At 43.0% G+C, this 26353-nt stretch carries 21 protein-coding genes; 12 read left to right on the top strand and 9 right to left on the bottom strand.

Annotation, left to right across the window (positions count from 1 at the left end; genetic code table 11):
• The first annotated feature begins 536 nt into the window (after nucleotides 1–536).
• Complete coding sequence (locus B2575_RS13170) at nucleotides 537–2948, top strand: cation:proton antiporter (RefSeq protein ID WP_296242598.1); 2412 nt, start codon at nucleotides 537–539, stop codon at nucleotides 2946–2948.
• Nucleotides 2949–3098: 150 nt separating this feature from the next.
• Here the strand turns inward: B2575_RS13170 and tmk are convergent, their stop codons facing one another.
• Nucleotides 3099–3839, bottom strand: a complete 741-nt coding sequence (gene tmk, locus B2575_RS13165) for a dTMP kinase (RefSeq protein WP_296242596.1) — start codon at nucleotides 3837–3839, stop codon at nucleotides 3099–3101.
• A gap of 98 nt (nucleotides 3840–3937) precedes the next feature.
• Nucleotides 3938–5230 (bottom strand): endolytic transglycosylase MltG, encoded by a 1293-nt coding sequence (mltG, locus tag B2575_RS13160; protein WP_296242594.1) that lies wholly within the window; start codon nucleotides 5228–5230, stop codon nucleotides 3938–3940.
• 167 nt (nucleotides 5231–5397) lie between these two features.
• On the opposite strand from mltG, the gene B2575_RS13155 reads away from it, so the two are divergent.
• Complete coding sequence (locus B2575_RS13155; RefSeq protein WP_296242592.1) at nucleotides 5398–6162, top strand: DpnI domain-containing protein; 765 nt, start codon at nucleotides 5398–5400, stop codon at nucleotides 6160–6162.
• Between the two features lie 58 nt (nucleotides 6163–6220).
• Here B2575_RS13155 and B2575_RS13150 read toward each other — a convergent pair whose 3' ends face one another.
• Complete coding sequence (locus tag B2575_RS13150; RefSeq protein WP_296242590.1) at nucleotides 6221–7180, bottom strand: aminotransferase class IV; 960 nt, start codon at nucleotides 7178–7180, stop codon at nucleotides 6221–6223.
• 3 nt (nucleotides 7181–7183) lie between these two features.
• Nucleotides 7184–7852 carry a hypothetical protein gene (locus tag B2575_RS13145; protein ID WP_296242588.1) on the bottom strand — a complete coding sequence of 223 codons (669 nt, stop codon included), beginning with the start codon at nucleotides 7850–7852 and terminating at the stop codon, nucleotides 7184–7186.
• 444 nt (nucleotides 7853–8296) lie between these two features.
• On the opposite strand from B2575_RS13145, the gene aroE reads away from it, so the two are divergent.
• On the top strand, nucleotides 8297–9157 hold the full coding sequence (gene aroE, locus B2575_RS13140) for a shikimate dehydrogenase (RefSeq protein ID WP_296242586.1): 861 nt from the start codon (nucleotides 8297–8299) through the stop codon (nucleotides 9155–9157).
• 95 nt (nucleotides 9158–9252) lie between these two features.
• Here aroE and B2575_RS13135 read toward each other — a convergent pair whose 3' ends face one another.
• On the bottom strand, nucleotides 9253–10380 hold the full coding sequence (locus B2575_RS13135) for an FUSC family protein (RefSeq protein ID WP_296242585.1): 1128 nt from the start codon (nucleotides 10378–10380) through the stop codon (nucleotides 9253–9255).
• A 398-nt stretch (nucleotides 10381–10778) separates the two neighbouring features.
• On the opposite strand from B2575_RS13135, the gene B2575_RS13130 reads away from it, so the two are divergent.
• Both B2575_RS13130 and B2575_RS13125 read left to right on the top strand, forming a co-directional pair.
• The gene (locus B2575_RS13130) at nucleotides 10779–12599 is read left to right on the top strand and encodes an acyl-CoA dehydrogenase C-terminal domain-containing protein (protein ID WP_201560765.1); all 1821 of its coding nucleotides are present in this window, start codon (nucleotides 10779–10781) and stop codon (nucleotides 12597–12599) included.
• A 191-nt stretch (nucleotides 12600–12790) separates the two neighbouring features.
• Nucleotides 12791–13273 (top strand): hypothetical protein, encoded by a 483-nt coding sequence (locus B2575_RS13125; protein ID WP_296242583.1) that lies wholly within the window; start codon nucleotides 12791–12793, stop codon nucleotides 13271–13273.
• 37 nt (nucleotides 13274–13310) lie between these two features.
• On the opposite strand, the gene B2575_RS13120 is transcribed toward B2575_RS13125, so the two are convergent.
• Nucleotides 13311–13685, bottom strand: a complete 375-nt coding sequence (locus tag B2575_RS13120; RefSeq protein WP_296242582.1) for a 5-carboxymethyl-2-hydroxymuconate Delta-isomerase — start codon at nucleotides 13683–13685, stop codon at nucleotides 13311–13313.
• Nucleotides 13686–13792: 107 nt separating this feature from the next.
• Entirely contained in the window at nucleotides 13793–14281 is a 489-nt protein-coding gene (gene ybaK, locus B2575_RS13115) for a Cys-tRNA(Pro) deacylase (protein WP_055123626.1), read from the bottom strand.
• 258 nt (nucleotides 14282–14539) lie between these two features.
• On the opposite strand from ybaK, the gene plsB reads away from it, so the two are divergent.
• Entirely contained in the window at nucleotides 14540–17323 is a 2784-nt protein-coding gene (gene plsB, locus B2575_RS13110) for a glycerol-3-phosphate 1-O-acyltransferase PlsB (protein WP_296242580.1), read from the top strand.
• Nucleotides 17324–17469: 146 nt separating this feature from the next.
• Here plsB and ettA read toward each other — a convergent pair whose 3' ends face one another.
• Nucleotides 17470–19131, bottom strand: a complete 1662-nt coding sequence (gene ettA / locus B2575_RS13105) for an energy-dependent translational throttle protein EttA (RefSeq protein WP_045443195.1) — start codon at nucleotides 19129–19131, stop codon at nucleotides 17470–17472.
• 437 nt (nucleotides 19132–19568) lie between these two features.
• On the opposite strand from ettA, the gene B2575_RS13100 reads away from it, so the two are divergent.
• The 4 genes from B2575_RS13100 (at nucleotide 19569) to B2575_RS13085 (ending at nucleotide 23452) form a co-directional block, all read left to right on the top strand.
• Entirely contained in the window at nucleotides 19569–20792 is a 1224-nt protein-coding gene (locus tag B2575_RS13100; RefSeq protein WP_296242579.1) for a flavin reductase family protein, read from the top strand.
• A gap of 149 nt (nucleotides 20793–20941) precedes the next feature.
• Nucleotides 20942–22291 (top strand): fatty acid desaturase family protein, encoded by a 1350-nt coding sequence (locus B2575_RS13095; RefSeq protein ID WP_296242578.1) that lies wholly within the window; start codon nucleotides 20942–20944, stop codon nucleotides 22289–22291.
• Between the two features lie 223 nt (nucleotides 22292–22514).
• Entirely contained in the window at nucleotides 22515–22808 is a 294-nt protein-coding gene (locus tag B2575_RS13090; RefSeq protein ID WP_296242577.1) for a GNAT family N-acetyltransferase, read from the top strand.
• A gap of 350 nt (nucleotides 22809–23158) precedes the next feature.
• Nucleotides 23159–23452 (top strand): 4a-hydroxytetrahydrobiopterin dehydratase, encoded by a 294-nt coding sequence (locus B2575_RS13085; protein ID WP_055123632.1) that lies wholly within the window; start codon nucleotides 23159–23161, stop codon nucleotides 23450–23452.
• A 118-nt stretch (nucleotides 23453–23570) separates the two neighbouring features.
• Here B2575_RS13085 and B2575_RS13080 read toward each other — a convergent pair whose 3' ends face one another.
• Nucleotides 23571–23726 carry a DUF1328 domain-containing protein gene (locus B2575_RS13080; protein ID WP_021814049.1) on the bottom strand — a complete coding sequence of 52 codons (156 nt, stop codon included), beginning with the start codon at nucleotides 23724–23726 and terminating at the stop codon, nucleotides 23571–23573.
• Between the two features lie 577 nt (nucleotides 23727–24303).
• Here B2575_RS13080 and B2575_RS13075 point away from each other — a divergent pair.
• A complete protein-coding gene (locus B2575_RS13075) occupies nucleotides 24304–25578 on the top strand; it encodes a saccharopine dehydrogenase family protein (protein ID WP_296242574.1) in 1275 nt (424 codons plus the stop codon).
• Nucleotides 25579–26116: 538 nt separating this feature from the next.
• Nucleotides 26117–26350: an IS630 transposase-related protein gene (locus tag B2575_RS13070; RefSeq protein WP_296242572.1), complete on the top strand. Its 234-nt coding sequence runs from the start codon at nucleotides 26117–26119 to the stop codon at nucleotides 26348–26350.
• Nucleotides 26351–26353: the final 3 nt, after the last annotated feature.

The raw sequence follows: 26353 nt of genomic DNA, 5'->3' as shown, positions 1-26353 counted from the left end.
TTTGACCCAGTTATTGTATATTTTTACCGCTGCCTACTGATATCGTGGTAGATACGGCCTTGCTCAGCATGAAATAAAAGCATGTTATGATAGCAAGCCAAATAACTTTTCAAGCAAACTAAAGTCTATAAATAATCATTATTGACTATTGTTTTATAAAGCTGGCTATTATCACCCTTATTTTTCATCTTTTGCATCACTAGAATAATGCGATGGTCGATTCAAGATAAATGGATAAAAAAAGTCGCGTGACAGTACTATCAATAATAGACTGAGCGAGCGTGATGCCATATACGATTTATATGAGATTGACGATTTTTTCTAGCAATGCTTTTGTCTTTACTACTCTATAGTAGTTATATCATATCTAGCTCATGTTGTGATTCATGATGGATACCATTGTCGTCGCTTACGTTTTATAGAGATGTGTCTCTATAGCGAGTAGCGTCAACTTATTACTATACTACTGGCAGCCGCGACTCTAAAAAAGCGGTTGATAGCTATAAAATACGACAAGATTATAAAAGGATCAATTTATGGATACCGCCCTATTATTATCTGGCGTGGTTGGGATTGGCATTGCTGCCCAATGGTTGGCTTGGTATTTAAAGCAACCGTCCATTTTATTTTTATTACTGATTGGCATTATCGTGGGCCCAGTGCTGGGAGTCTTCGATCCTGACTTGGTGCTGGGGGAGCTGATGTTCCCCTTCATCTCTTTGGGCGTGGCGATTATCCTATTTGAAGGCTCGCTAACGTTAGAGTTTGACGAGATTAAACAGCATGGCACCGTGGTGCAAATGCTGGTGTCGGTCGGTGTACTTATCACCATTGCTATCGTGGCGTTATCGACTTATCTCTTATTTGATGTCGATCCACTGATTGCTTTGCTGTTCGGTGCGCTCGTGTGCGTCACGGGTCCAACGGTGATTATGCCGCTATTACGTAGTGTGCGTCCCAATAAGACCATCTCTAATATCCTTAAATGGGAAGGTATCATCATTGACCCAATCGGCGCTATTGCCGTGGTTTTGGTCTATGAATACATCATCTCAGGCGGCGAAGCCAGCAGTATCTTATTGTTTGCCAAAATCGTGGTATTAGCGACAGCGATGGGTATGGCAGGCGCTTGGCTGCTTGCCTTCTTGATGCGTCGGCATATGATTCCTGAATTTTTACGCAATGTCTTTACGCTCGCCTTTGTCTTGGTGTTATTTTCAGTATCGAACCATTTAGAGCATGAATCTGGGCTATTGACAGTCACCGTATTGGGCGTGGCATTGGCGAATTGGCCAAAATTCCCACGCGATACGATTTTAGAGTTCAATGAATCTTTAACCATCCTTCTTATCTCTGTGCTGTTTATTATCCTTGCAGCACGTGTAGAGCTGGAAAGCTTACTTAGCGTGGGTTTCGCAGGTCTGGTGTTACTTGCTATCGTCATGTTTGTGGCGCGACCCTTATCCGTTTGGGCATCGTCTATTGGCTCAAACTTAAAGACCAATGAAAAGTTGATGATTAGTTGGATTGGGCCACGTGGTATCGTCGCTGCAGCTATCTCATCACTGTTTGCTATTCGTCTGCAAGAATACGATATCCAAGGTGTTGAGCTGCTTGTGCCCTTAGTATTCATGGTCATTATTGGCACGGTTATGATTCAGGGCTTGGGGGCAAAAATAGTCGGCAACTTGCTGGGTGTCCGTGAGCCTGAGACCAATGGCATTCTTATCGTCGGCTCAAATCCCATTGCCCTTTTGGTAGCAACTTCTCTAAAAGATCAGGGCTTTGATGTCATCGTCGCACACAACAACTATACCAATATTGCCCGCGCACGCATGAGCGGTCTGCGTACTTATTTTGGCAATCCTATCTCTGATCACGCCGATCATCATCTTGACCTGATCGGTATCGGTCGTCTGTTTGCCATGAGTATGGACAAAGAGATGAATACCTTATCTGAGATTCATTATCGTCATGAATTTGGTGAGCGCAAATTGTACCGTCTCAAGTTCAGCGACGAAAAGGTCAAAAGCGAGCGCGATGATAAGCAAGGTAACTTCCACTCGCAGTGGCTGTTTGGCAAAGACGTCACCTACACCAAACTTGCCAGCATGCTGTCAAAAAAAGCCCGTATCAAGATTACCAACATCACTGACAGCTACAGCTTTGAGCAATACAAAGCCGACAACAAGCAATTCGTGCCGCTGTATACAATCGACAAAGAAGGCAAGCTACACGTCATTACCGATAAGTTTGACGGCATCGTGCCACGCGATCGCAAGCTCATCTCACTGGTAGTGGAAGATGAAGTACAGCCAAAACCTGTCGACGTGACACCTAAACAAGAGCAGGCGCGACTGGCAGCTGATGCTAACTTTGAGTCTAGCTCAAAAGCGCCTGAAAAGCGTAAAGAGAAAGAGCTGAGCGATGATAGTGTTGATGCAACAGAGCAATCCTCTGCCACTGATAGAGACAGCGCTAAAGAAATAATCGCTGAGCAGGCAATCACTGAGCAGGCAATCACTGAGCAGAAAGTCGCTGAGCAAAATGCAGATACTGAGGTATCAAACCATTCGAGCGGCAGTGCTGAAACTAAAACCACACCAGACACCTTGAATGGCAAAGTGATAGCGTCAAAAGATGAGTCTATTGACGTCGTTAATAAAGGCGTCATGTCAGCTAATTCAACAGCGACTTCGAAGGCAATTCCTAAAAATAATGTGTCTAACAATAGTAGTACGAATGGTAATGGCAACGCACCTAAAACCAAGAAGGGCGCGCTCGATCCAAATCGTTTACCCGACTCTGGTCAAGATAATACAACCAATGCAAGCTCTGATGGCGATATTACTAAAGGCGATATCACTAAAGACAACATTAACAAAGACAGTGTTCAAGAAATTTCAGATAATTCAGATAATAAAGCTGTGAACGAACAGGATAAATAATCGTTGCCACAGCTTTGATTTAACACAGTTTTGACAATATCTTGACAACTGCTTTAATACTTTGTAAAAAATAATAGTTTATAAAACACGAAAGCCCCAACGCAATGTTGGGGCTTTTTATTTGGCTAGGTGACGGCTTTATAAAATCCGTTACGAAACATCAAATCTGCCTTGTACCGTCTGCCATACTCGCGCGCTCACCTCATCGGCGCTGCCTAATGCGTCAATACGCTGTATCCGTTCGGGGTGCTGAGTCGCCAGCGTGTTAAAGCCTTTATGCACCCAAGTAAAAAACTCGGTCGCTTGCTGCTCAAATCTATCAGCGGTGCTACGTTTATTAGCGCGTGCCATGCCTTCTAATACGGGCAAATCCAGCCACAATGTCAGCTCAGGTAGTTGCGGCACAAACTGCTCGATAAGCGATTCAATTTTGGCTCGTACCACCGCATCGCCATGTGCCCGCCCAAAGCCTTGATAAGCAATAGTAGAATCGGTAAAACGATCGCATATTACCCACGTCCCACGTTGTAGCGCTGGCAGAATCACTTGCTGCATATGATCGCAGCGCGCCGCAAATAGTAGCAATAGCTCTGTATCATCATTGATGTCGGTCGCAGGGTCCAATAATATAGCGCGCAAACGTTCTGCAAACGGGCTACCACCCGGCTCACGGGTACGCAGATACGCAATATTGTTATCGTCTAAGCGTGTGCACAGCTGCTCAATGGCAGTCGTTTTTCCTACGCCCTCAGTACCTTCAAAACTGATAAAACGCCCTTGATTGAGTGCGATATCATTGATGTCATTGCTTGTTTTGGGCTGACTTGTTTTGAGCTGCTTTGCTTGCGACTGGACTGTTTGAGATACATGGTCTTGTATAGATACTGACATGATATGACCTTATGTCATTGATGAGCGTTATGTCGTTATGTAGACAGTTGCATAACGCTCAGTTCACGATAGGTTTGAAGAAAAGATAGAGGATTGAATTACTGCGGCGGGGTTTGTGATTTTTTCTCACGCATGACGCCGAGATATTCTTTTACCGCTTGATTGTGCGCCGCCAAGCTATTGGTAAATTTGTGCCCGCCATTACCCGTCGCTACAAAGTACAATGCGTCACTATCTGCTGGGTGCAAGGTCGCTTCGATAGAGGCAGCAGATGGTAGCGCGATAGGTGTTGGCGGTAGGCCATCAATTTGATAGGTGTTATAAGCCGTTTTTTCATCAATGTCTTTACGGCGAATGTTGCCTTCATAGCGACTGCCCATACCATAGATGATGGTCGGATCGGTCTGCATTCGCATGCCTTTATCTAAGCGATTTCTAAACACCGCAGAGACCAAAGGACGCTCTTCTGCCACACTGGTTTCTTTTTCGATGATAGAGGCCATCACTAACGCCTCATAAGGCGTCTTATAAGGCAAATTGGGCGCACGATTTTCCCACGCCTCAGTCAATACTTGCTGTTGACGCTTATATAAATCGGTCAGTACCTGCTTATCAGTGCTGCCTTCCCCATAATAATAAGTGTCAGGGGCAAACCAACCTTCAAGATTGTGATTGACGATAGGGTCGCTACTATTAATCACTTCATTTGGCAATATACCGACCAAATCCAACGCTTGAGCAATACCAGCATTGTCTCTATCATTGCCACTATCGTCGGTCAGCACCTCTTTTTTGATGCCTTTATTGTCCCTTAATGTTTGATATAAACCTTTAGAGGTTTTGCCTTCGATGATTTGCACCTTTACCATCGATGCTTTTACCCCTTGCCCAAGTATATGTAGCGTTTCAGCAAAGGTAGGGTTTTCTGGTAATTGATAAATACCAGCATGTAAGGGGCCATCGACTTGTGTTTTCATATAGAGCTTGGCAATCGTGGCAGAAAACAGCGGGATTTGCTGTTGCCACTGCGGCAGTAAGCCATAATAGCTCTGACCCTGCTCAATGGTGACCATTTGCTTTGGCTGCTCAATCCGCCCAAATAATGTCTGATAGACCATCACTAAGAAAAACGCAGCGATAAGCCCCAACACTAGCAACACTTGATAACCACGCTGCATAAAGAACGATTGATTATCCGCTTTATATTCGCGTGACTTAGCCGCTCCACTGATGAGTGACACATCTGTCGCTGGCGTTTCCTCTACTCCATCAACTGCTGGTTGCGTGTCTGGTAGTGTGGTATCGACACGCTCCTCAACACTGCTATCTGGTTTATTCGATGGCGTTTCATTAGGGCGTTCAGGAGGCGTTTCAGATGTAGGCTTGCTCATGGCAACTCGCGAGGCAGAAGTTTGCTAGAATTTAGCACTGAACCGTGCGATTTTCAATGGTATTTGCTTAGCTTATCAATTATCTTGGTATTTACGCCTGCTGATATGGGCTAATATTTCTACCTTCTTTTGGTATTTTTCCTTTTCTCTAATAAAGAAAACTGGTTATGAACCTACATTTTAATCAAAACCTTGCCAAAAATTACAAGTCGCCTAGTCAAATCATCAGAGTACTCAGTGAGGATTGGGTTGCTAAGCAAAGTTACTGCCCTAATTGCGATGCTGAACCATTGGCGGAATTTACTAACAATCAGCCTGTCGCTGACTTTTATTGTACAAATTGTAATGAGCAATATGAGCTAAAAAGTAAGCAAGCAAAGTTAAGCAACATTATCAATGATGGCGCTTATGACACCATGATTGAGCGTATCAATAGCGACAATAATCCAAGCTTTTTCTTTTTGACCTATTCTCAAGAATATAGCGTTAACAACTTCCTGATTATTCCTAAGCATTTTTTTCAGCCTGATATGATTGTCAAACGTAAGCCTTTATCAGTCACTGCTAAACGTGCCGGTTGGGTTGGTTGCAATATTGATTTGCGACAAGTGCCCGAATCAGGGAAAGTATTTTTGGTTAAAAACCAGCAAGTCATACCACGCAATAATGTCACCGAGCAATTTCAAAAAACCTTGTTTTTACGCGAGCAATCTACGACTTCACGTGGTTGGACGTTAGATGTTTGGCAATGTATTGATAGACTAGAAGACAGCTTTTCTCTCAATCAGGTTTATGCTTTTGCTAATGAATTACAGCGTAAACATCCTGAAAATAATCACATTAAAGATAAAATCCGTCAGCAATTGCAAGTGTTGCGTGATAAAGGCATTATTGAGTTTTTGGGTCGTGGGCGTTATTGCAAATTATATTAGACGCTTTTCACTATAACGTTCAGCTCTAGGTTGCCCTTTTTAAATACGATTCAATCGCTTAAAAACCCACCACCTCACCCGATAATAACGTCAGGCTACTCATTGGCATGACACCGCGCAGTGCATTACAAAAGAACAGCTGGCTTAACTGTGGCAAATCCTCATCTTTTAATGATCTGATAATGACGGGATGTTTGCTAGTTGATAACGCATCGATAAGCACTTGTCGCATCACGCCAGCGACGCCCGCTTGCGCCATCGAAGGTGTATACCATTGACCTTGGTCTAAATAATTTGGATCATTTTTATTAATGTCTAAATGGCTTGCGGATTTTGAGGATTGCTGCTCTGATAATTGATAAAACACATTGCTCATCGTACCTTCAACCCAACAACCACTCATATCTCGTAGCAGCCCCTCACTGATGCTTGGTTTAATATTGTCTTCTAATACTTTGGCTTTGATAGCTTGCAGCTCACCACTTGCCAGCACATTGTCGAGGCGATTGAGGCTTTTGAGTCCAGCTAATGGTGGCGGTAAGCAAGCAAGCTGCGAAGATAGGCAAATGGCAGAACTGATAGGCTGCATCGGGATTAAGCATCCATCAGGCAAGCGTAATTGCTCAGTCGTAGTGACGGTCATCACAGAGGATTTTAGCCAAATCTCACAAGCGCTACCAGATGTGGTTGGCACATAGCCATAACCACGGACATCTTGCACGGCGCGAGTCACCATCAGTTTCAGCATGCCTTGTTGTAGTTGCTCGGCATGCGTCTGCAATAAAGCCATGACAGAATGACTGTCTAATTCAAGTTGTAAAGCTTCAGCATGGGAAACAAGGCGCTGCTGATGATGAGCCAACCACAGTATCTGCCCATCGATGACCCCCATCGTGGTAAAAAACCCATCGCCATATGCCAACCCACGATTGTCTAGCGATACTGTGTCTGAGATATCCGTCGTAGCACTTGATGGATGTATGCATAGCCAATTATTGAGCGGCATGATAGCTAGCACAGCTTACTTCTTATCTGTTTGGGCAGCAGATTTATTGATGACCAACATACAACTGTAGAACTCACATTTTGCCAATTCTATTTTTTGTCCACCGATGACTTTATTTTTGATAATTTGACCATTAAGCATATCAGAAATCAGTTGTCCGCCCTCATCACCCATCAGTTGGCGGGCAAGCTTATGCGCTTTTTCGGCATGGTTTTGACTTATCTCTTTTTCTTTATCAGAGTCAGTAGGATTAGCAAAGTACCAGCCCAGTTCGAGATATTTTTCAGAATCAATCAAATCCAAATACGGCGCATCGGTATCCATAAAGCGATATTTTGCGGCTGGATTACTGGCATAGTCGAGGCTGTTCTCATCAGTGCTCATGACCTTACCAAAAGTCGCTTTGATCTCATCTAAATTATCGACGGTCAGTGACGCTACATTTTTAGTGCCCCATCCCGCAACGTCATATTTCACTTGTGTACCTTGCTGAGCAGTAGCACCGTCTAAATCGGCGTTCGGCGTAGCATTGTCCTGTACTAGCGCATCGTCAGCGACGGTTTGCTCGCTCATATCGGCATCTTGGTTTTGGGCGTCGTCTTTACTGCTATCACAGCCAATGAGCGACACGCTGACTGCCATTATCGTACCGACCAAGAGGGTCTGTAGGCTATTATTCCACATGGGCAATTTACTCACACTTTTAGATAATTCTCAAAATAGTATTAACGAGCAGGCAGATAGGCCGCTGATAATGGACATTATGTTTTATAAACAAGCGTTCTTATGCTTGGTATTTTATGACTCAGTTTGTTATGTCCGTTTCATATGACTTGGTTTTTGACAGTTCAGTTACTGCTAGTTATGCAACTGCCAAAATATCAATATAAAATTTTCATGCTCTCTAGTTTACCCAACTGCTTAACACTTGAACACCCTTTACGTTACGGATAACGCTCTCAGACAGTACAGATTTGTTAAAGATATAATCTGTCAAAAAACCTACCTATTCAAGTGTTTACTCGTTAGACCACCGATTTGTCAAATATCGCGTTATCCCTTATGATGATTGTATATCAATGCCCTTCTACTGATCAATTTTTGCCTCTTATCGCAAGCAGACCTATTATGACCCAGCATTTTATCGTTATCGGCAATCCCATTGCCCACAGCAAATCCCCTGAAATTCATACGTTATTTGCAGCGCAGACGGGTATTGAGATTAGCTATCAACGCCAATATTGCCCCGATGATGCAGCCAGTTTTACCGCAGTGCTTGAGGCATTTTTTCAGGGCGGTGGCGTTGGAGCCAACGTCACTGTACCTTTTAAACAAATCGCTTATGACTGCTGCGCGGCGCGCGGTGGTTTATCGGAACATGCCAAAGTTGCAGGCGCAGTCAATACGCTGTTACTAAATAAAGCGCTGGTAAAAAGTGGCGTGCCGATCACCGAGGCATTGTATGGCGATAATACCGATGGACAAGGACTGGTCAATCACATCGTAAGTTTGGGTTGGCCATTGAATGGTGCTCGCGTGGCACTCATTGGTGCAGGCGGCGCAGCACGTGGAGTGATATTGCCATTAATTGAAGCTGGTATCGCACATCTTACGATTGCCAATCGCACGCTGAGCAAGGCAACAGAGTTAGTCACTGAGCTTAGCGCGGCAAGCGCTGCTATTCATGAGCAGCAGATTGAAACTTGTCGCACGACTGAATTAAATGGATCGTTTGATATTATTATCAATGCGACTTCTATTGGTTTATTAGCAGATACGCTACCACTAAGCGACACGCTAAACGGTGACTATGCTTATGACATGATGTACGGACGCACGCTACCGTTTCTGCAGCATTTTTCTGCACGTGGCGCACAGACCTCGGACGGTTATGGCATGCTCATCGGGCAAGCAGCGCTAAGTTTTGAGCGTTGGACAGATCATACGATCGATGTTGCGCAAGCGACCGAAACGCTACACAGTCGTTAATCGAAAATCGACATAAAAAAAGTCGCATGAACTCAGCTCATGCGACTTTGATTAATACTTGATTTCAAACGTACTGGTGGTTTGACACTCATCAATTAGCCAAAGCGCGCCAGCAGCCAGTTTTCGATACGCCGTAGTGGTATGCGTAAGTTGGTTGAATGCATCACTACTCCGCCGCTCAGACCCACCAAGCAGCCAATCACAGTATCAAAAAGACGCGTGCGAATCACTTCTTGATAGGCGGACTCAGAAAACGGTAAACCACTGCCGTATTCTGCAATAAATATCGTCAGCGGCGTGATAAATATGACTGCCAAACCATAATGTCGATCCACCAACGTCTCGATACAAAGCATCATCGTCAGTATCGCCAGTGCCACCCCCCATATTGATAATCCCCAAGACAACATCCAACTCGCCAAAACCACGCCCAATACTGTACCAAGTAAACGATGTATTTGCTTAATCCACATGGTACGCAAATGAATACCTTGGATAATCAAAAAGCAACTAACTGCTGCCCAATAGGGGTTGGACAGCTGTAAAGTAACGGCTATGAGCAAGGCTAAACTGACAAAACTGGCGACAATCAAACTTTCAGTAATGGTATCTGGCTCGTAGCTATAAGTAGGCGTCGGCGTCGCTGGGCGCGTTGCCAGTAAAAACAACGAATACAGCAATGCCATCACTAAAGCAAAGCCACTGCCAAGCATCACCAGTCCAGTTGCACGCAAAATGTCTTCCAAAGGCAGCGGTATAAACAACGCAATAGCGCCTGCCATCATCACAAAAAGTCCCGCTGGCGGTGGCTGACGATAATAACGTCCAAAAATCACAATACCAAACGCCATGAGCGTAAATATTGGCAGTTTTAAGAGCGGGGCTTGCTGAGCAATTAGACCGAGCGCAAAGCACAGCGACATGGCAAAACCCCAAGCCATCACCGTCACCAATCGATACGGCAGCTTGCCCACTAAAGGTATGTTCAAAATAACCATCGCCCCCAAAGACGCTTTAATGCCTGACGATAAAGCATCAAAATAAGCGCCCACAAACACAGGAAAACTGATGGCAATCGCCGCGATAATCGGCATATGCCACGGTCTCTTGCTACGGTTCACTGTCAGCAAATGCGCCAGCTCCCCATCAATTAAAGCCTTTATGCGAGCAAATAACGCTGTCAGCCAAGATGCTCGCGTTGCCTCGCGCTTGGATGCGCTCATAATTGGCTTTCCTTATATCGTAAATGCAGTTAAAAAATGTTTTTCTGATACGGTCACATCTATCATTAATAGGTACTTAACCACAGACGCTGATAAAAACCGAATCCATAAATACATAAATTAATGTTTTGATTTAAAATATTAATTATGAATATTAGTTATTAGTTATATATTTGTCGCTATAGAAGATTTATACTGACAGTAACGCCGCGACAGCTGTTTTTTATCAAGGATGCCTTAACGGCAATCAAAATGGATGAGCTGTTTTTGATAAATCTGAATGACGAGCCGTGATATCGTCTATTCTTACCCCAAATGATTAAACACCCTTTTACATGAAACGTGGCTCAAATACCGAGCTAGCCATTTATGATAGCGAATAACTAAAGAGAGCGACTATGTTAACTTACAAAGCACCTTTACGTGATATCAAGTTTTTAATAAATGATGTTTTCGACTTTCAAACTCATTATAAAGATTTGGACAATGGCGAAAATGCCGATCCTGAAACCGTTGATATGATTCTTCAAGGGATGGCAGATTTTGCTGAAAATGTCTTAGCGCCTTTATATCAACCAGCAGATGCTGAAGGTTGTCATTTTGAGAATGGGGTTGTCACAACCCCTAAAGGCTTTAAAGAAGCTTATGATCAATTTGTAGAAGGCGGCTGGCAAGGTATTTCTTACCCTGAAGAGTACGGCGGTATGAACTTACCGACCTCATTGAACTTAATTAAAGCTGAAATGATCGGTACGGCGAACTGGCCATGGGCAATGTATCCTGGTCTATCAACTGGCTGTATCAATACCATTATGCAATATGGTACCGATGAGCAAAAAGAAACCTACTTGCATAAATTGGTCGAAGGCTCTTGGGCTGGTACCATGTGCTTGACTGAACCACAATGTGGTACGGATTTGGGTCAAGTTAAGTCTAAAGCCATTCCACAAGATGACGGCTCTTATAAGCTTAGCGGTACTAAGATTTTCATCTCAAGTGGTGAGCATGATTTAACGGAAAACATCGTTCATATTGTTTTAGCACGTTTGCCAAATGCACCAGAAGGCACACGCGGTATCTCATTATTTATCGTACCGAAATTCTTGCCAACTACTGAAGGTGAAATTGGCGAGCGTAATGGCGTGACTTGTGGATCGATCGAACACAAAATGGGTATTAGCTCATCGGCTACTTGTGTCCTAAACTTTGATGATGCCGTTGGTTACTTAATTGGTGAGCCGAACAAAGGTCTAAAAGCCATGTTCACCTTTATGAATACTGCCCGTATTGGTACTGGTATCCAAGGTTTGGCGCATACTGAATTGTCATTCCAAAACGCGCTGCCGTATGCAAAAGATCGCCGTTCTATGCGCACCTTATCAGGCACGAAAGAGCCTGAAAAAGTTGCTGATGCCATCATCAACCATGCTGACGTACGTCGTATGCTATTGACCCAAAAAGCCTTTGCCGAAGGCGGTCGTTCGATGATTTATCATTCTGCGCGCTATGCCGATAAAATGGCACAGGGTATCATCAATGGCGATGATGAAGAGTTTGAAAAATGGGATGATAAATTGGGTTTCTACACACCAATCCTAAAAGGCTTCCTAACTGAGCTAGGTATCGAAGCGGCCAAACACGGTCAGCAAGTCTATGGCGGTCATGGTTATATCAAAGAATGGGGCATGGAGCTAATCGCTCGTGATGCTCGTATCGCCACCATGTACGAAGGTACAACTGGTATTCAAGCATTGGATTTACTCGGTCGTAAAGTGATCTTGCAGTCTAAAGGTAAAATCATCCGTGATTACACCTCAAGCATTATGAAATGGTGTGGTGAGTATGCACTTGATAAAGACATGCGTAAATTCGTTTGGGCGCTCACCAAACTATGTGCTGAGTGGAACACACTAACCGTGCGCTTGATGCTAATGGCGCGTAAAGACCGTGAAATCATCTCAGCTGCATCAGACGATTTCTTGATGTACTCAGGCTATGTGATGATGGGCTACCACTGGGCGCGTATGGCGGCTGTCGCTTATGACAAGCTAGAAAACGGCGGCGCTGAATCACCAGAATTCTACAAAGCTAAGATCCAAACGGCTGAATTCTACTTTGATAAGTTGTTACCACGTACCTCGGGGCATGCCGAAGCCATGGTTGCACCAAGTGACAGCATGACAGCAATGAAGATTGAGAACTTTGCTTTTCTAGACTAAGTTTTTTAGACTAAGATAGCATCACAATTAAGCAGTAATTAATAAGAAAAGCGCCTAGCATGTAGGCGCTTTTTTATGCTTAACTAAAAGTACAGACGTTCTCATTAAAGCCTATCGATAATAAATATAAATCATAGATGAGAGATAACGAGTAACTCATTATAGATAAATGGCCATTTTAGGAGCCAATCATGTTATCCACTGATCATCAAAAAACTTCCTTAGCTTCATCATTTATACGAGTGCTACTGCTCAGTACGGCACTGATCAGTTTTAGCGCAACTAGTGCTACGGAGCTGGCTAAAAACCCTGACATTCCTATTAAATTTGCCAAAGGCGCGATCAGTAGTACGGTCACTGGCAAATTAAGCCCCAATGAAGATGAGCGCTGGTATCGCTTTGATGCCACCAGCTGGCAATATGCCGTTATTAATATTGCAGCACTTACTGGTACGCCTGAGACAGCCAATGTCGGCGTATTACATATGCCAAACGGTACGCAAGATGGCAGCAAAGGCGGTATCGTGTATCAAGGCTGCCTACCCGCAACCGGAAAATATCGCTTACGTATTGCCCGCAATTTGATGGCGACTGAAGGTAAAACGGCTGGTTATAAGGTTGAGGTAATGATATTACCCACATATGCCAGTAAATCGCTATGTGAGTACTTATAACGATTGATGAATCGTTGTTTCGGACGATATCAGCATTTTAGCTACCCAGCATTTTTTTATGATACACCGCGCTAATTTCTTCAACTTCCACACATATCTGTAAGGCTGCTCGCCCTGATTGCTCTGCGCCTATCTCCTGCTCTATCGTCGTCACCAGCAGCCCTGCTAGCTGATTACGAATAACCATGTCACGACCAGTCATTAGTTTTAGATGCGCATAAATAAAGCCATACGCCTGCTCATCATCTTCAACGCCTACCAAAAACGTCTCAATGGGCACGATCCGTGCTTTAATATCAGTCGGCGTGCCAAAGTGCCCACTGTCCCATAATGCTTTATTTAAGGCTTTAAGCAATGATTCTTCATGAGCAATGCTGACATTGGGCATCATTTGAATGGTTAGATGTGGCATGAATATGTCCTTATAAAATATGAGTGAGGGGATAAAATATTAGCCATCGTTTCAGAATTGATTAAACAGCCCGTCAGCGGCAACGATTTTTAGTCATCAGTAACTTTCTAGTCATCAATAATAGTACTAAAGCAAGCAGCAAGGGTCTCAGCTAATTGTGCTGGTGGCAGCTCAATTTCTAAACCACGGCGACCACCGCTGACATAAATCGTTGTTTGCTCTGCAGCCGAGCTGTCTATGATAGTCGGCAAGCGCTTTTTTTGTCCCAATGGGCTGACGCCGCCTAGCACATAGCCCGTACTACGCTCTACCTGCTTAGGATCCGCCATTTGCACTTTTTTGCAGGTCAGCAATTTATTCGAAGATAGCGCCTTAGCCATTTTTTTAAAGTTTAACGTTTTATCCACGGGTAAGATAGCAACAGCAAGCGCACCAGTCTCTGTCGACACTACCAAGGTTTTGAACACTTGTGACACATCCACACCTAGCTTTTCTGCCGCCTCTAAGCCAAAAGAGGCGGCATTACTGTCATGGACATAGTCGTGTAATTGATAGTTCAGAGCGCGTTGTTTGGCAAGATTAATCGCTGGTGTCATAATATTTCAGCTTATATCAATGATATTAAAAGGTAGATTTAAACATAATTATTCTATAGTGACTCTTGGTTGTCGCCGAACCATTATTGCGCTAAATACATTAACTTTCAATTATTTGAGCTTATTAAGAGCGACTTAACTCACTATATAGTAACCAGACCGTATTAATATTAGCAGTATATACAGACACTATATATCGCTTTGATGGCTTTTATGGCATCATAAGCGCAACATATTTGACTATTTTTGATACTGATTATGATACCGAAGTTCTTAAAAAAACGGATTTTTAAAGCGCCAGTCACAACCGACAGCGCTTCTAATACTGACGTCAATCCAATCGCCCCCAAGCCTTATTCCAATGCGCCGATTAATCAAATTTATCGCAAGCTATCGGGGCAGCTACTCGATGTCGCTGTTAAACCTAAGTTATTGGGTGAATTACCTGAGTTCGATACAGACGATCAAACGCTAAGATTTTATGTGTTGCAAGATTATTCGCGCTCCAACAGTATTTTGATTGACCTGCAGACGCAAGAGCACAACCTACCACCAGCATTGGTTGGGGTACATGATGCCGCCCATAATATCAAAGAAAACGCAGCCATCATATTTTTGAACCATCCAAGCGCCAAAGACAGTCAGCTATCGCCGCGCCTGTCACGTTTGGTGTCTGCTGTTTTGCAATATCCAGAGCTAAAAGTACGTTTGGTGCCCGTCTCTATTTTATGGGGACGCGCCCCAGAAAAAGAGGATTCACTGTTTAAGCTGCTGACCGCTGACAACTGGCAAGATCCTAGCATCACCAAGCAGCTCTTTAATATCGGGGTAATGGGACGTGACACCTTTGTACAGTTCCATCCACCTCAAGATCTACGTACCCTTATCAATGATAGCCTTAAAGGTGATGAAGAAGGGTTTTCTATTTTTGATTCACTAGCCGTTGATTCAAAAGAGAATTTTGTAAAAGAAGGTGATGTAAAGGATAGCAATTCAGACATCACCAGTAGCGTGGGCGATGCTGACGAAGCACCAAATTATGCTTTGGTAGCGACCGCTGACAGCAATCGTGAACTGGTACGTATGCTACAGCAGCGGCTTACGGTTTATTTAGACAAGCAGCGTGCCAGTATGCTCGGTCCTGATTTATCAGACAGACGCAACTTAGTAGACAAGCTAGTGTATTCACCAGCTATCAAACATGCGATAGAGGCAGAAGCCGTAGAATCCGGTATCAGTGTACGTGAAGCCCGTGTCTTGGCTAAAGGTTATGCCAATGAGATGGTCAATGACTATTCACATTCCATCGTGCGCGGTTTTTATAAGTTTTTAACGTGGTTATGGACGCAACTCTATGATGGCGTAGAAGTCCATCATTTCGAGCGCGTACGTGAGCTTGCGACTGACTATGAGCTGGTTTATGTGCCTTGTCATCGTAGCCATGTCGATTATCTATTGCTATCTTACGTCATCTACAAGCGCGGTCTGAGCATTCCTTATGTCGCTGCTGGTGACAACCTAGATGTACCCGTATTAGGGCCTTTATTACGCGGCGCGGTTGCCTTTTATATACGTCGTAGCTTTCGTGGCAATGCACTTTATACTGCCGTCCTCCGCGAATATATGCACACCCTTATTACGCGTAACACACCGATTGAATACTTTATCGAGGGTGGTCGCTCGCGTTCAGGACGTTTATTACCACCGAAGATGGGCATGCTAGCAATGACAGTGCACAGTCAATTACGTCATTCTGAGAAGCCAGTGGTTTTCATTCCGACTTATATCGGTTATGAGCGTATTATGGAAGGTGGTACCTATGTTGGTGAGCTAAAAGGCAAGCCAAAAGAATCTGAATCTTTACTAGGCTTACTCAAAGTTGGTCGTAAAATTGAGCGTATCTTTGGTAATGTACATCTAAGCTTTGGCACACCGCTGCATCTTAGCGACTTTATGACAAAATTCGATGTGCCAGCCAATAGCTTGCCGACGGATCGCACCGATACCCCGCTCGATGATAAAGCCAGCGCGATGGTCGATAACATCGGCGTCAAAATCATGCAGCACATCAATAAGGCGGCGGTTGTGACGCCCGTTTCGTTATTATCATTGGTATTATTATCAGCGCCTAAAGCGGCTTTAGATGAAGAAATCTGTCGTGAGCAAATTGCTCTCTATCAAGGTCTTGCTCAGCAGTTGTCCTACTCAGATGATACCGTCATTACAGATATGAGTCCGCAGCAAATCATTGATTATGGTATCAAACTAAAGCTCATTGAACGTACGCCACATATCTTAGGCGACATCATTCAGATTGCCGGTAAACAAGCGGCATTGCTCAGCTATTTCCGTAATAACATCCTGCATGTGTTTATTTTACTGTCTTTCTTATCAGCATTAGTGGCGCGTAACGGTCGTATCGAACGCAGTCGTTTGGACAATATTGCTAAGCAACTCTATCCATTTTTACAAAGCGAGCTGTTCTTATATTACCCAGCACATGGCTTGGCTGATACCCTGAACAAAAAAGTCGACAGCCTACTCTCGCATGGTCTAATTGTCGAATTGAGCGATGGCGTACTTAGTGTCCCTGAATCAAACAGCAAATGCTATCAGCAGCTGCAAGTGCTAGCGACGCCTGTCGGACAGAGCCTTGAGCGTTACTTTATGACGCTTGCCCTACTCGCCCAGCAAGGCTCAGGCAATCTAACCGAAAGCGAAGTCGTTGATCTGTGTCATCTGCTGGGTCAGCGCTTATCTGTACTATATGCAGACGATATTCCTGATTTCTTTGACCGCGCCTTATTCACCAGCTTCATCAGCGCCTTGACTCGTCTTGATTACTTGCAAAAAGATGATGAAACTGGCGTATTGACCTTCGATCATCGTATCAATGATATTGCTCGTCATGCTAAGTACGTGCTAACGCCTGACATGATGCAGATTTTGCAGCAAGTCGCCAGCTTAGATGAAGAAGAAATTACTCATGCGATTACTGAAATTAGTAATAAAAAGCAGCGTAAATTTGGGCGTAAGCGTTAATTTGTAACCAGCTATAATATTTAATGAGCTAAACTGAATATATCGAGCAAAAAAAGACCTCTAATTGATTAGAGGTCTTTTTTTATCTTTAAATTTGAAATTTCTAAGTAGCTGTTTTTTTAACAACTACTTTTTAAATAACAGTCCTAGGTTGAAATCTTTTTATATTTCATACGCTTAGGAGTGGCAGCATCACCCATCGTCTTTTTGCGATACGTTTCAAACTCAGAATAGTTACCATCGAACCAAACTGGGCCTTCATCTTCGAACGCCAAGATATGAGTCGCGATACGGTCAAGGAACCAGCGATCATGCGAGACGACCATGACCGTACCTGGGAAGACCTGAATCGCATCTTCTAGCGCACGTAAGGTTTCAATGTCCAAATCGTTTGACGGTTCATCAAGGAGCAAGACGTTCGCGCCCTGCTTCAATGTCTTAGCTAGCTGTAAACGGTTACGCTCACCACCTGACAATTGACCGACGTGCTTTTGCTGATCTGAGCCTTTGAAGTTAAAGCGACCGATATAAGCGCGGCTTGGCGTGGTGTAATCGCCAACCGTAATGATATCAAGACCGTCAGACACTTCTTCCCAAACGGTTTTGCTGTCATCTAAGTTGTCACGTACCTGACCAACATAAGCGACTTTGACACTTTCGCCCAAATCGACTGAACCCGTATCTGGCGTATCACGCTCGGTAATCATGTTAAATAGCGTGGTTTTACCCGCACCATTTGGTCCGATGATACCAACGATCGCACCAGCTGGCACGTTAAAGCTTAGGTTTTCATAAAGCAGACGATCACCAAATGATTTGGAGATGTTATTCACTTCAATGACTTTATTACCTAAACGTGGACCGGGCGGAATATAAATTTCAGCTGTCTCATTACGCTGCTGGAACTCTGTTGAGTTCAACTCTTCAAAGCGCTGTACACGAGATTTAGACTTGGCTTGTTGACCTTTTTGATTTTTGCGAATCCAATCCAGCTCTTTTTTCAGTGCTTTAGCAAATGATTCTTCTTGCTTATTCTGCTGCTCTAAACGCGTGTTCTTTTGCTCGAGCCACTCAGTATAGTTGCCTTCATACGGATAACCATGGCCACGATCCAGCTCCAAAATCCACTGAGCGACGTTGTCTAGGAAATATCTATCATGGGTAATGGCAACGATTGTACCGCTGTAGTTCTGCAAGAACTGCTCTAGCCATGCAACAGATTCGGCGTCCAAATGGTTGGTTGGTTCGTCAAGTAACAGCATGTCAGGGCGTGACAATAGCAAACGGCATAGTGCCACACGGCGTTTTTCACCACCAGACAGCTTACTAACATCCGCATCCCAAGGTGGCAGACGTAAGGCATCAGCCGCTTTTTCGAGTTGGGTATTTAAATTATGGGCATCCCATGCTTGGATGATGTCTTCCATCTTGCCTTGTTCTTCAGCAAGCTTATCAAAGTCAGCATCAGGCTCAGCGTATTCTGCATAAATGGCATCTAAACGTGCGAGCGCATCTAATGCTTCACGCATACCGTCTTCGACGTTACCGCGTACGTCTTTGCTGTCATCAAGCTGTGGTTCCTGCGGCAGATAACCAATTTTGGTGCCAGTTTGCGCGCGTGCTTCACCACTAAATTCAGTATCCACGCCCGCCATAATGCGTAGCAAGGTTGATTTACCTGAACCATTGATACCCAAGACACCAATTTTGGCACCTGGGAAAAATGATAAGTTAATATTTTTTAAGATTTCACGCTTAGGCGGAACAAGTTTTGACACGTTGTTCATCGTGTAAATATATTGAGCCATTAACACTCCGATAGACTGCATAAAAGAGGCGAGCAAATCATACTTAGCAATGATGCCAAGCGTGCTGCACCTCAAAATCAGGGTTACAAATTATAAGCCATTATCGCATTGTGGCGCATACCCTGCAAGCCAACAGATTGTTTTAACGATTGTTTTACGGCTTTTGTCACAGAGTACTCAGCTTTCTAGCTAAAAGCAGTAACGAAACCTACTATCGAACCGTTTCGCTTAACATTCTGACTTATAACTGTTTTATAAAGACCACAAAAAATAGCATCAAAACTTTCGAAAATTTAATCAATAGCCGTTAGCATGTTAGGATAGCTTAACAAATTCAAGCGACCTGACCTAAGTGATATCTGCTAAATTGGCGCACAGGTGAACACAATATTTATGATGTCAATCATTTTGATAGTATTAACAAAGGTACTGATAATATGACCAACGGCTATCGCCCTGAAATGATTCAACATGCATTTATCGATTTTATTGGATCGCACTTACAGCCGTTTTGGTCTTTCACTGTCCCAAAGCTGCGCCTTGTTGCGCGATATACCCTTAGCGATGACTTAATAGCGCTCAGATTTGAGACCAATCATGCTTTTCGACGGCAATTAATGGGTGCGCAATGTGGTTGGCAGGGTGGTCAACATCTTAACTTAAGCGTTCTTATTGAAGGTGTGTATCATCAGCGCAGCTATTCATTATTAGGTTTAGCGCACCAACCGCTCTGGTGGCAAGATGCTGCTATCAACAACAGTATTAATAGTGGCGATAGCAAAAAGCAATCCCCTTATCTTGCGGTTACCATTGCTATTAAGCCACAAGGCTTGGTTTCGGATTATTTAACCAAACATATGGCACTTGGCAGTATCATCAACAGTAGTGTCCCCAGCGGCTCTTTCACTTTGGCACAATCATCTATAAAGGTACAGACAAAATCAGCTGCCGAAAAACCTGATTCTTTACTATTTATCGCAGGTGGCAGCGGTATTACGCCCATGTTAGGACTCATCACGCAAGCACTAGACAACGGACATCAGGTGACGTTGCTATATTACAGTCGCACTGAAATGCTCCCGTTCAAAAACCAATGGCAACAACTGAGCACAGCGTATCCAGCTTTCGCCTATCATCTGGTCAATACCGAGAAATCTGATACTTATTTGGCTGGCAAGCGACACTTGAGCGTAGACAGTTTGTTGGCATTAAACCTACCGCTGGCAGATACGCAAATATTTGCATGCGGGTCACAGGCTCTGTTGACTGGCTTATATAAAGCAGCGGCGAAGGTGACCTTACCGCACAATAAAAACCTGCGCGATAATATTATTGTAGAAAACTTTGGTCATGCGTTGCCTGATTTCAATTTTGATAACGAACAAGCGCTCGATAGAAAAAAACACGCAGCGCAACATACTGTTTATTTACGGGCGAGGCAACGGCAGTTTGACAGTAGCACGACAATATTGAATGCCGCGGAGGACGCAGGAATTCGCTTAGCGCATGGTTGTAGACAAGGTATCTGCCAGTTGTGTCGCTGCAATAAAGTCAGCGGTGTGGTCAAAAATATTCACACAGGAAAAATAAGCAGTGATGGTTATGAATCTATTCAAACTTGCATCAACATTGCCATGACTGATGTGGTGCTGGATATTTAGCAACACGGTGATAAAAATAAATGCTCATAACGGCTCATAAGATAGAAACATAGCCTACTGTTACCTTATAGCCTACGGTAAAAACTTAAACAACTTATTGAACCGAACCCAGTACCGACTATCCGTACCATTTCGGTTAAGGATTATTTATGCGCTTGCTACCACCCGTCACTACTGCACAATCTGCTGTACCAGTTTTGACCCCACTAACTGATGCAAAACAGCAGAAAGCAAAGCAGTTGACTCGCTACCCAACGTTGACAGGAGCGCCCTTACCAAAGGCGCAATCTGATGCCCTCGCTCATGAATTAAATGTGCTTTACCGAAGCGTGATGGATTCGTTAGGTAGTGATGACGCACGATACATTAAACGAGTGTATGCCGCGGTAGTTTATAGTGAGACGACAGCGCGTGGCTTACTGGCAGCGGCTGGATGCATGCAGTCAAAACGTAAAATTGTCGCGACTTGGTTATTGGGTACCTCACTACTGAGTCTCAGTAAAATCCTAAACAATATGGAACTTGGGCATAATGTCATGCATGGTCAGTATGACTGGATGCAGCACCCGTATCTCAATAGCCAAAAGTTTGATTGGGACATTGTCTGTCCTGCCCCATTGTGGCAACACTCTCATAATTACTTGCATCATACTTTTACCAATATCGTTGGTCGTGACCACGACGTTGGCTATCACTTAATTCGCGTGACTGATGAGCAACCTTGGACGCCAAGCGACCGCCATAATATGTTGAAAACAGCGGTATTGGCTCTAGGTTTTGAGTGGGCGGTCGCCTTTCATGATATTCAAATCAGTGTCGACGAATACGCGGACTCCCCTGATCGACACCAAACCATGCAGCAGAAATCTCGCGCATTATTCGCCAAAATCGCCCGGCAAGTGGGCAAAGATCATATTGTACTACCCACGTTAGCAGGGCTGACATTAGGTCGAAGTAGTGCTATGACCACACTGAGCGGTAATGTTACTGCCAATATCGTTCGTAACCTATGGACATGGGCGGTGATATTCTGTGGACACTTTACCGAACAAGCCCATATCTATACCCATCTCGATGCCGATGAGTCTAAAGGCGACTGGTATGTGCGTCAAATTCTTGGCTCCAGCAATATTCAGGGCAGTAAGCTGTTTCACATTTTGACGGGTAATTTATCGCATCAAATCGAGCACCATATTTTCCCTGATATGCCAGCCAGTCACTATGCTCGTATCGCACCACAATTACAGGCGATATGTCGCAAGTACAATCTACCCTATAATACTGGGCGCTTTGGTACACAATTCCGGCAAATGCTGGGACGTATCCGCCACTTTAGCAAGCCAAGTGCTGAAGAATGGCAGTCTTATTTACATTCACAAACTACGTCAATCGCTGAAACAAATCATGCCGTAGCAGAAAGACCAAAAGAGCTGCCCGCTATACGTGGATTGGGTAAGTATCTTCCCCCTGTCATGCGCCAAGCCTTATTTTATGCTTGATGTGCAGCTCATATGGAGACCACTGGTCGACCCGCCTTAGTCTTAACATTTACTCTATCGACTCTTACGGTAAAGAACTATAAATGTGAATCGAAAGGACTCATACTTTAGTGAATAATCTATTTGGTCATTCAAGCTCTCTTCATTTAAAAATACGCTTGATCCATACTAAAAAAAACCAATAATATTTAATGATAATAATCAATAATAACGGAGAATATCCATGAAAAATCAAAACCCTGAACAAAACCTAACCATCACCCATGATGAACAGGCTAAACGTTTTGAAACCTCTATTGACGGTCATACTGGCTATATTAGCTATCAAGAGCGTGACGATACATTAGTTTATGATCATACTATCGTACCTCAGGAGCTAGGCGGGCGCGGTATTGGTTCAGCATTGGTCAAGCATGCCCTCAACTATGCTCGTGAACAGAATAAAAAAGTGATACCACAGTGCTCATTTGTCTCGTCATATATCAGCAAACATCCTGATTACCAAGACTTGCTATAGTCCACTCTTCAGCGATGAGCCATAGAAAATGTAGTATGCTAATAAGCGTCATAATTTCTTTAGAAATGTTTTAAGCATCTACTATGGTTCAGTTTGGCCAATAAAAATGGAACGTTAATACGCTATTATCCTCCTATTTATCTTTGAATATATGGCAAGATAGCAAATATAGGCGGGTTTTCTGACCTATAATGCCGATAAAACAAAAGGTCTTTACAGTGGTGTAATAGCGTCAATGATACAACTGAAAAAGAGGATTGAAATTTCCTAAAATAGCTTTGACAGCTACAATGTAGTGCCTGATATAGTTTTTAATAAACCAAACCAACATAATAATAAAGGTGATTAATATGAGTAGTTTATCTGATAAGCAAGTAAATTTGCAGCTGGAAGAATTACCTGGTTGGCAGCGCGAGGGCAATGCTATCGTAAAAACATATCACTTTAGCGATTTCATTGAAGCCATAAGCTTTATGAATCAAGCAGCGTTCCATGCCGAAGCGCTTGAGCATCATCCCGAATGGCGCAACACTTATAACGTGGTAGAGGTGCGCTTGACTACTGGCGATACTGGCGGTATTACCAGCCATGATATTCGTCTGGCTAAACGGATGGAACACATTGTCCAGCCGAAACGTTTATAGTAATGTGTTTGTTTTTATAATGTTTATAAAAATTTTTCATTAGTAAATACATTATTAAATACCAAAAAAAAGTCCTCAATTGAGGACTTTTTTTTATTTAACAATCTATAGGTATTAATTACATCTTGCGGCTTACAAATGCCACAATAAATAAAATGACAGCGACTGCTAAGAAAATATATGCCAGATTAGCAGACAATCCTGCGACACCGCCAAAACCCAACAAACTTGCTAACAATGCAATCACGGCAAAAATAATAGCCCAGCGAAACATAACCTTCTCCTTAAAAATTATTATTAGAAAACCAGATATTTAGATTGATGCAATGGACAATTATTAATAAGTAAGAGATAACTACTATTATTAATGACTGCCTTGCTCTCTCTAAAACTCCTTTTTCTTTACTTTTTGTTTTTTTGATATTTATTAATTTTTTAACCATTAATACTGCTTACGACCATAGATTAGCAATATTTATCTTTAGAAAACGTTCATTTTGGTAATGATATCGGTAGGTTATGTAACCTTTGTAGCAAATCTTAACATCGAACCTTTTTTTCATACCTTTATGGGAGTTATGTGTACAGATGGTTAGTTATCCCTTAGCCATCAACATTTTCATCATATAATCTGCTATAAACAGTAACTTACAAGTCATTTTTACTGGTCAAAAATACTTTAATATATCTTTTTCAGGCAGATATAAGTCTGACCAATAACTCATTTAGTCATGACTTATTTAGTTAATCTGATTTCTATCTAAAAACTAGACTTCAAACTCTGACTGTTAAATGGCAACAAATTTTAAACGTCACACAACTCATCAAAATAGCTATTAAGGATAATAAATATGGATACCTCAAACAATACACAACAGCGCAGCGATGGAAAGCGTCCTTACGCGGTCGTCTTATATGGTGCAACCAGCTTTGTTGGTCAAATCACAGCACACTATTTAACAGAGTTTTTATCTAATACTAAAGACAAAGATGGCGCCGATGCCACGTGGGCGATTGCTGGGCGTGATGAAGCAAAACTGAACGAATTGCAATCTAAACTTGGCAGCACTGTCGATATTATTCTTGCTAATAGTGACGATGCGGACAGCCTTGATGAGATGACCAAACAAACCCAAGTCATCATTTCAACCGTCGGTCCTTATCTCAAATACGGTGAGCCGCTGATCAAATCTTGTACCACTCATGGGACAGATTATGTCGATCTCACCGGTGAAGCTATCTTTATCAAAGATATGATGGATAAGTATCAGGACGCGGCAAAGCAAAGCGGCGCTCGTATTGTCAACTCGTGTGGCTTTGATTCGATTCCATCGGATTTGGGCGTCTACTTTACCCAAACCCAAGCAGAAGAGAAGTTTGGTCGCGCTTGTAATGTGATTCATATGCGTGTCAAAGCGGCGAAAGGCGGTCTATCAGGTGGCACCATTGCCTCAATGGCGACTATTTTTGAAGAAGTTGGAAAGGACAAGTCACGTCGTAAGCAGGTAGCAAATCCTTATCTACTCAATGATGACAAAGATGCGCCAAACGTGCGCCAAGCTAATGTCAGTAAGCCAGAATACGATAGTGAGCACAAACGCTGGCTTGCGCCTTTTGTCATGGCTAGCATCAATACCCGTATCGTGCATCGCACCAACCAATTGCTTGGCTATGAATATGGTCGTGACTTTAAATATGACGAAGCAATGTGGATGCAAGATGGTGTGAAAGGTCAATTATCAAGCTATGCAATGAGCGCAGGCTTGTTTGGATTTGCTACTGCTATGATGGTCAAACCGAGCCGTGAATTATTAGCTAAGCACGTGCTACCCAAGTCAGGTTCTGGTCCGTCTGCAGAAGAGCAAGCAAACGGCTACTTTGACATTCGCCTCTTTGGGACAACGGCTAATAAAGACACCATCAATACGAAAGTAACGGGTGATAAAGATCCAGGTTACGGTAGTACCTCGCGTATGCTAGCGCAAGCAGCGTTATGCTTAGCACAAGATATTAGCAAAGAAGAAGTCGGTGGTGGTTTTTGGACGCCAGCCTCTGCCATGGGTAATCATCTACTGGCGCGTTTAGAAGAGCATGCGGGTCTTAGTTTTGAAGTTGTCGATTCGTAAGATGACCCATTTATAAATCGAAGCAATCCAATCTACTTCTTAATATCTAAGTAATGACCGTATCTTAGCAACGAGATACGGTTTTTTATTGCCTATTCTTTCTCATTATTCAGATTGCAATCTTTTGAGCGATTGTTAATAAATAATAATAAAGTGATTCTTTGGTAAATGATATTGGCACTTCTTGCCTTTTTAATACATTAAGCTACACATTTCTAGAGTAATGTCACAGCCATATTGCAGTGAATGACGTAGGATAAAAAAGGTTAGGCAATTTTTTACCTCATATTTTTTTATCCCATATTGTATAGCAGCTTTGAGAGGAGTAATTGGCTCATTAAAATTTCATTGCGGCTTTAAACGCGTCAGAGTAATTTTCTAGTGCAATAAAAATCATATTAATAAAAATTAAGTTTTACTTGTTTATCATAAATTTGTAATAAATCAATAGACCCTCATCTAATTAAAAGGACATATAGTCAGTCTTTTATAAATAAGATACAATTGTTTTAAAACAAGCGAAATGGTATAAGAATATATGACCTATTCAGCAGACTTCCGAGCTCAAGTGATCAAAAGTGTTAAAAGTAAAGACATGAGTATTCGTGAAGCGTGTACTTTCTACAATATTAGTAAAACCGCATTACAGCGCTGGCTGAAAAACCCAAGTATCAAACAAACTCGGAATAAACCACCCAGTAAAATACCTAATGACGTGCTATTAAAAGATGTTGAACAGTATCCAGACGATTATATAGTTAATCCAGAATAAAAG

Origin of the sequence: Psychrobacter sp. UBA6739 (genome assembly GCF_002453835.1) — a bacterium.
Lineage (GTDB): Bacteria > Pseudomonadota > Gammaproteobacteria > Pseudomonadales > Moraxellaceae > Psychrobacter > Psychrobacter immobilis_A.
Note: the sequence above shows the minus strand (reverse complement) of the source record. Positions and strands in the feature narration are given on the sequence as shown.

Coding starts and splice junctions, on each gene's coding strand:
- B2575_RS13170 (WP_296242598.1), top strand. CDS start 537: ATGGATACCGCCCTATTATTATCTGGCGTGGTTGGGATTGGCATTGCT.
- tmk (WP_296242596.1), bottom strand. CDS start 3,839: ATGTCAGTATCTATACAAGACCATGTATCTCAAACAGTCCAGTCGCAA.
- mltG (WP_296242594.1), bottom strand. CDS start 5,230: ATGAGCAAGCCTACATCTGAAACGCCTCCTGAACGCCCTAATGAAACG.
- B2575_RS13155 (WP_296242592.1), top strand. CDS start 5,398: ATGAACCTACATTTTAATCAAAACCTTGCCAAAAATTACAAGTCGCCT.
- B2575_RS13145 (WP_296242588.1), bottom strand. CDS start 7,852: ATGTGGAATAATAGCCTACAGACCCTCTTGGTCGGTACGATAATGGCA.
- aroE (WP_296242586.1), top strand. CDS start 8,297: ATGACCCAGCATTTTATCGTTATCGGCAATCCCATTGCCCACAGCAAA.
- B2575_RS13135 (WP_296242585.1), bottom strand. CDS start 10,380: ATGAGCGCATCCAAGCGCGAGGCAACGCGAGCATCTTGGCTGACAGCG.
- B2575_RS13130 (WP_201560765.1), top strand. CDS start 10,779: ATGTTAACTTACAAAGCACCTTTACGTGATATCAAGTTTTTAATAAAT.
- B2575_RS13125 (WP_296242583.1), top strand. CDS start 12,791: ATGTTATCCACTGATCATCAAAAAACTTCCTTAGCTTCATCATTTATA.
- B2575_RS13120 (WP_296242582.1), bottom strand. CDS start 13,685: ATGCCACATCTAACCATTCAAATGATGCCCAATGTCAGCATTGCTCAT.
- ybaK (WP_055123626.1), bottom strand. CDS start 14,281: ATGACACCAGCGATTAATCTTGCCAAACAACGCGCTCTGAACTATCAA.
- plsB (WP_296242580.1), top strand. CDS start 14,540: ATGATACCGAAGTTCTTAAAAAAACGGATTTTTAAAGCGCCAGTCACA.
- ettA (WP_045443195.1), bottom strand. CDS start 19,131: ATGGCTCAATATATTTACACGATGAACAACGTGTCAAAACTTGTTCCG.
- B2575_RS13100 (WP_296242579.1), top strand. CDS start 19,569: ATGACCAACGGCTATCGCCCTGAAATGATTCAACATGCATTTATCGAT.
- B2575_RS13095 (WP_296242578.1), top strand. CDS start 20,942: ATGCGCTTGCTACCACCCGTCACTACTGCACAATCTGCTGTACCAGTT.
- B2575_RS13090 (WP_296242577.1), top strand. CDS start 22,515: ATGAAAAATCAAAACCCTGAACAAAACCTAACCATCACCCATGATGAA.
- B2575_RS13085 (WP_055123632.1), top strand. CDS start 23,159: ATGAGTAGTTTATCTGATAAGCAAGTAAATTTGCAGCTGGAAGAATTA.
- B2575_RS13080 (WP_021814049.1), bottom strand. CDS start 23,726: ATGTTTCGCTGGGCTATTATTTTTGCCGTGATTGCATTGTTAGCAAGT.
- B2575_RS13075 (WP_296242574.1), top strand. CDS start 24,304: ATGGATACCTCAAACAATACACAACAGCGCAGCGATGGAAAGCGTCCT.
- B2575_RS13070 (WP_296242572.1), top strand. CDS start 26,117: ATGACCTATTCAGCAGACTTCCGAGCTCAAGTGATCAAAAGTGTTAAA.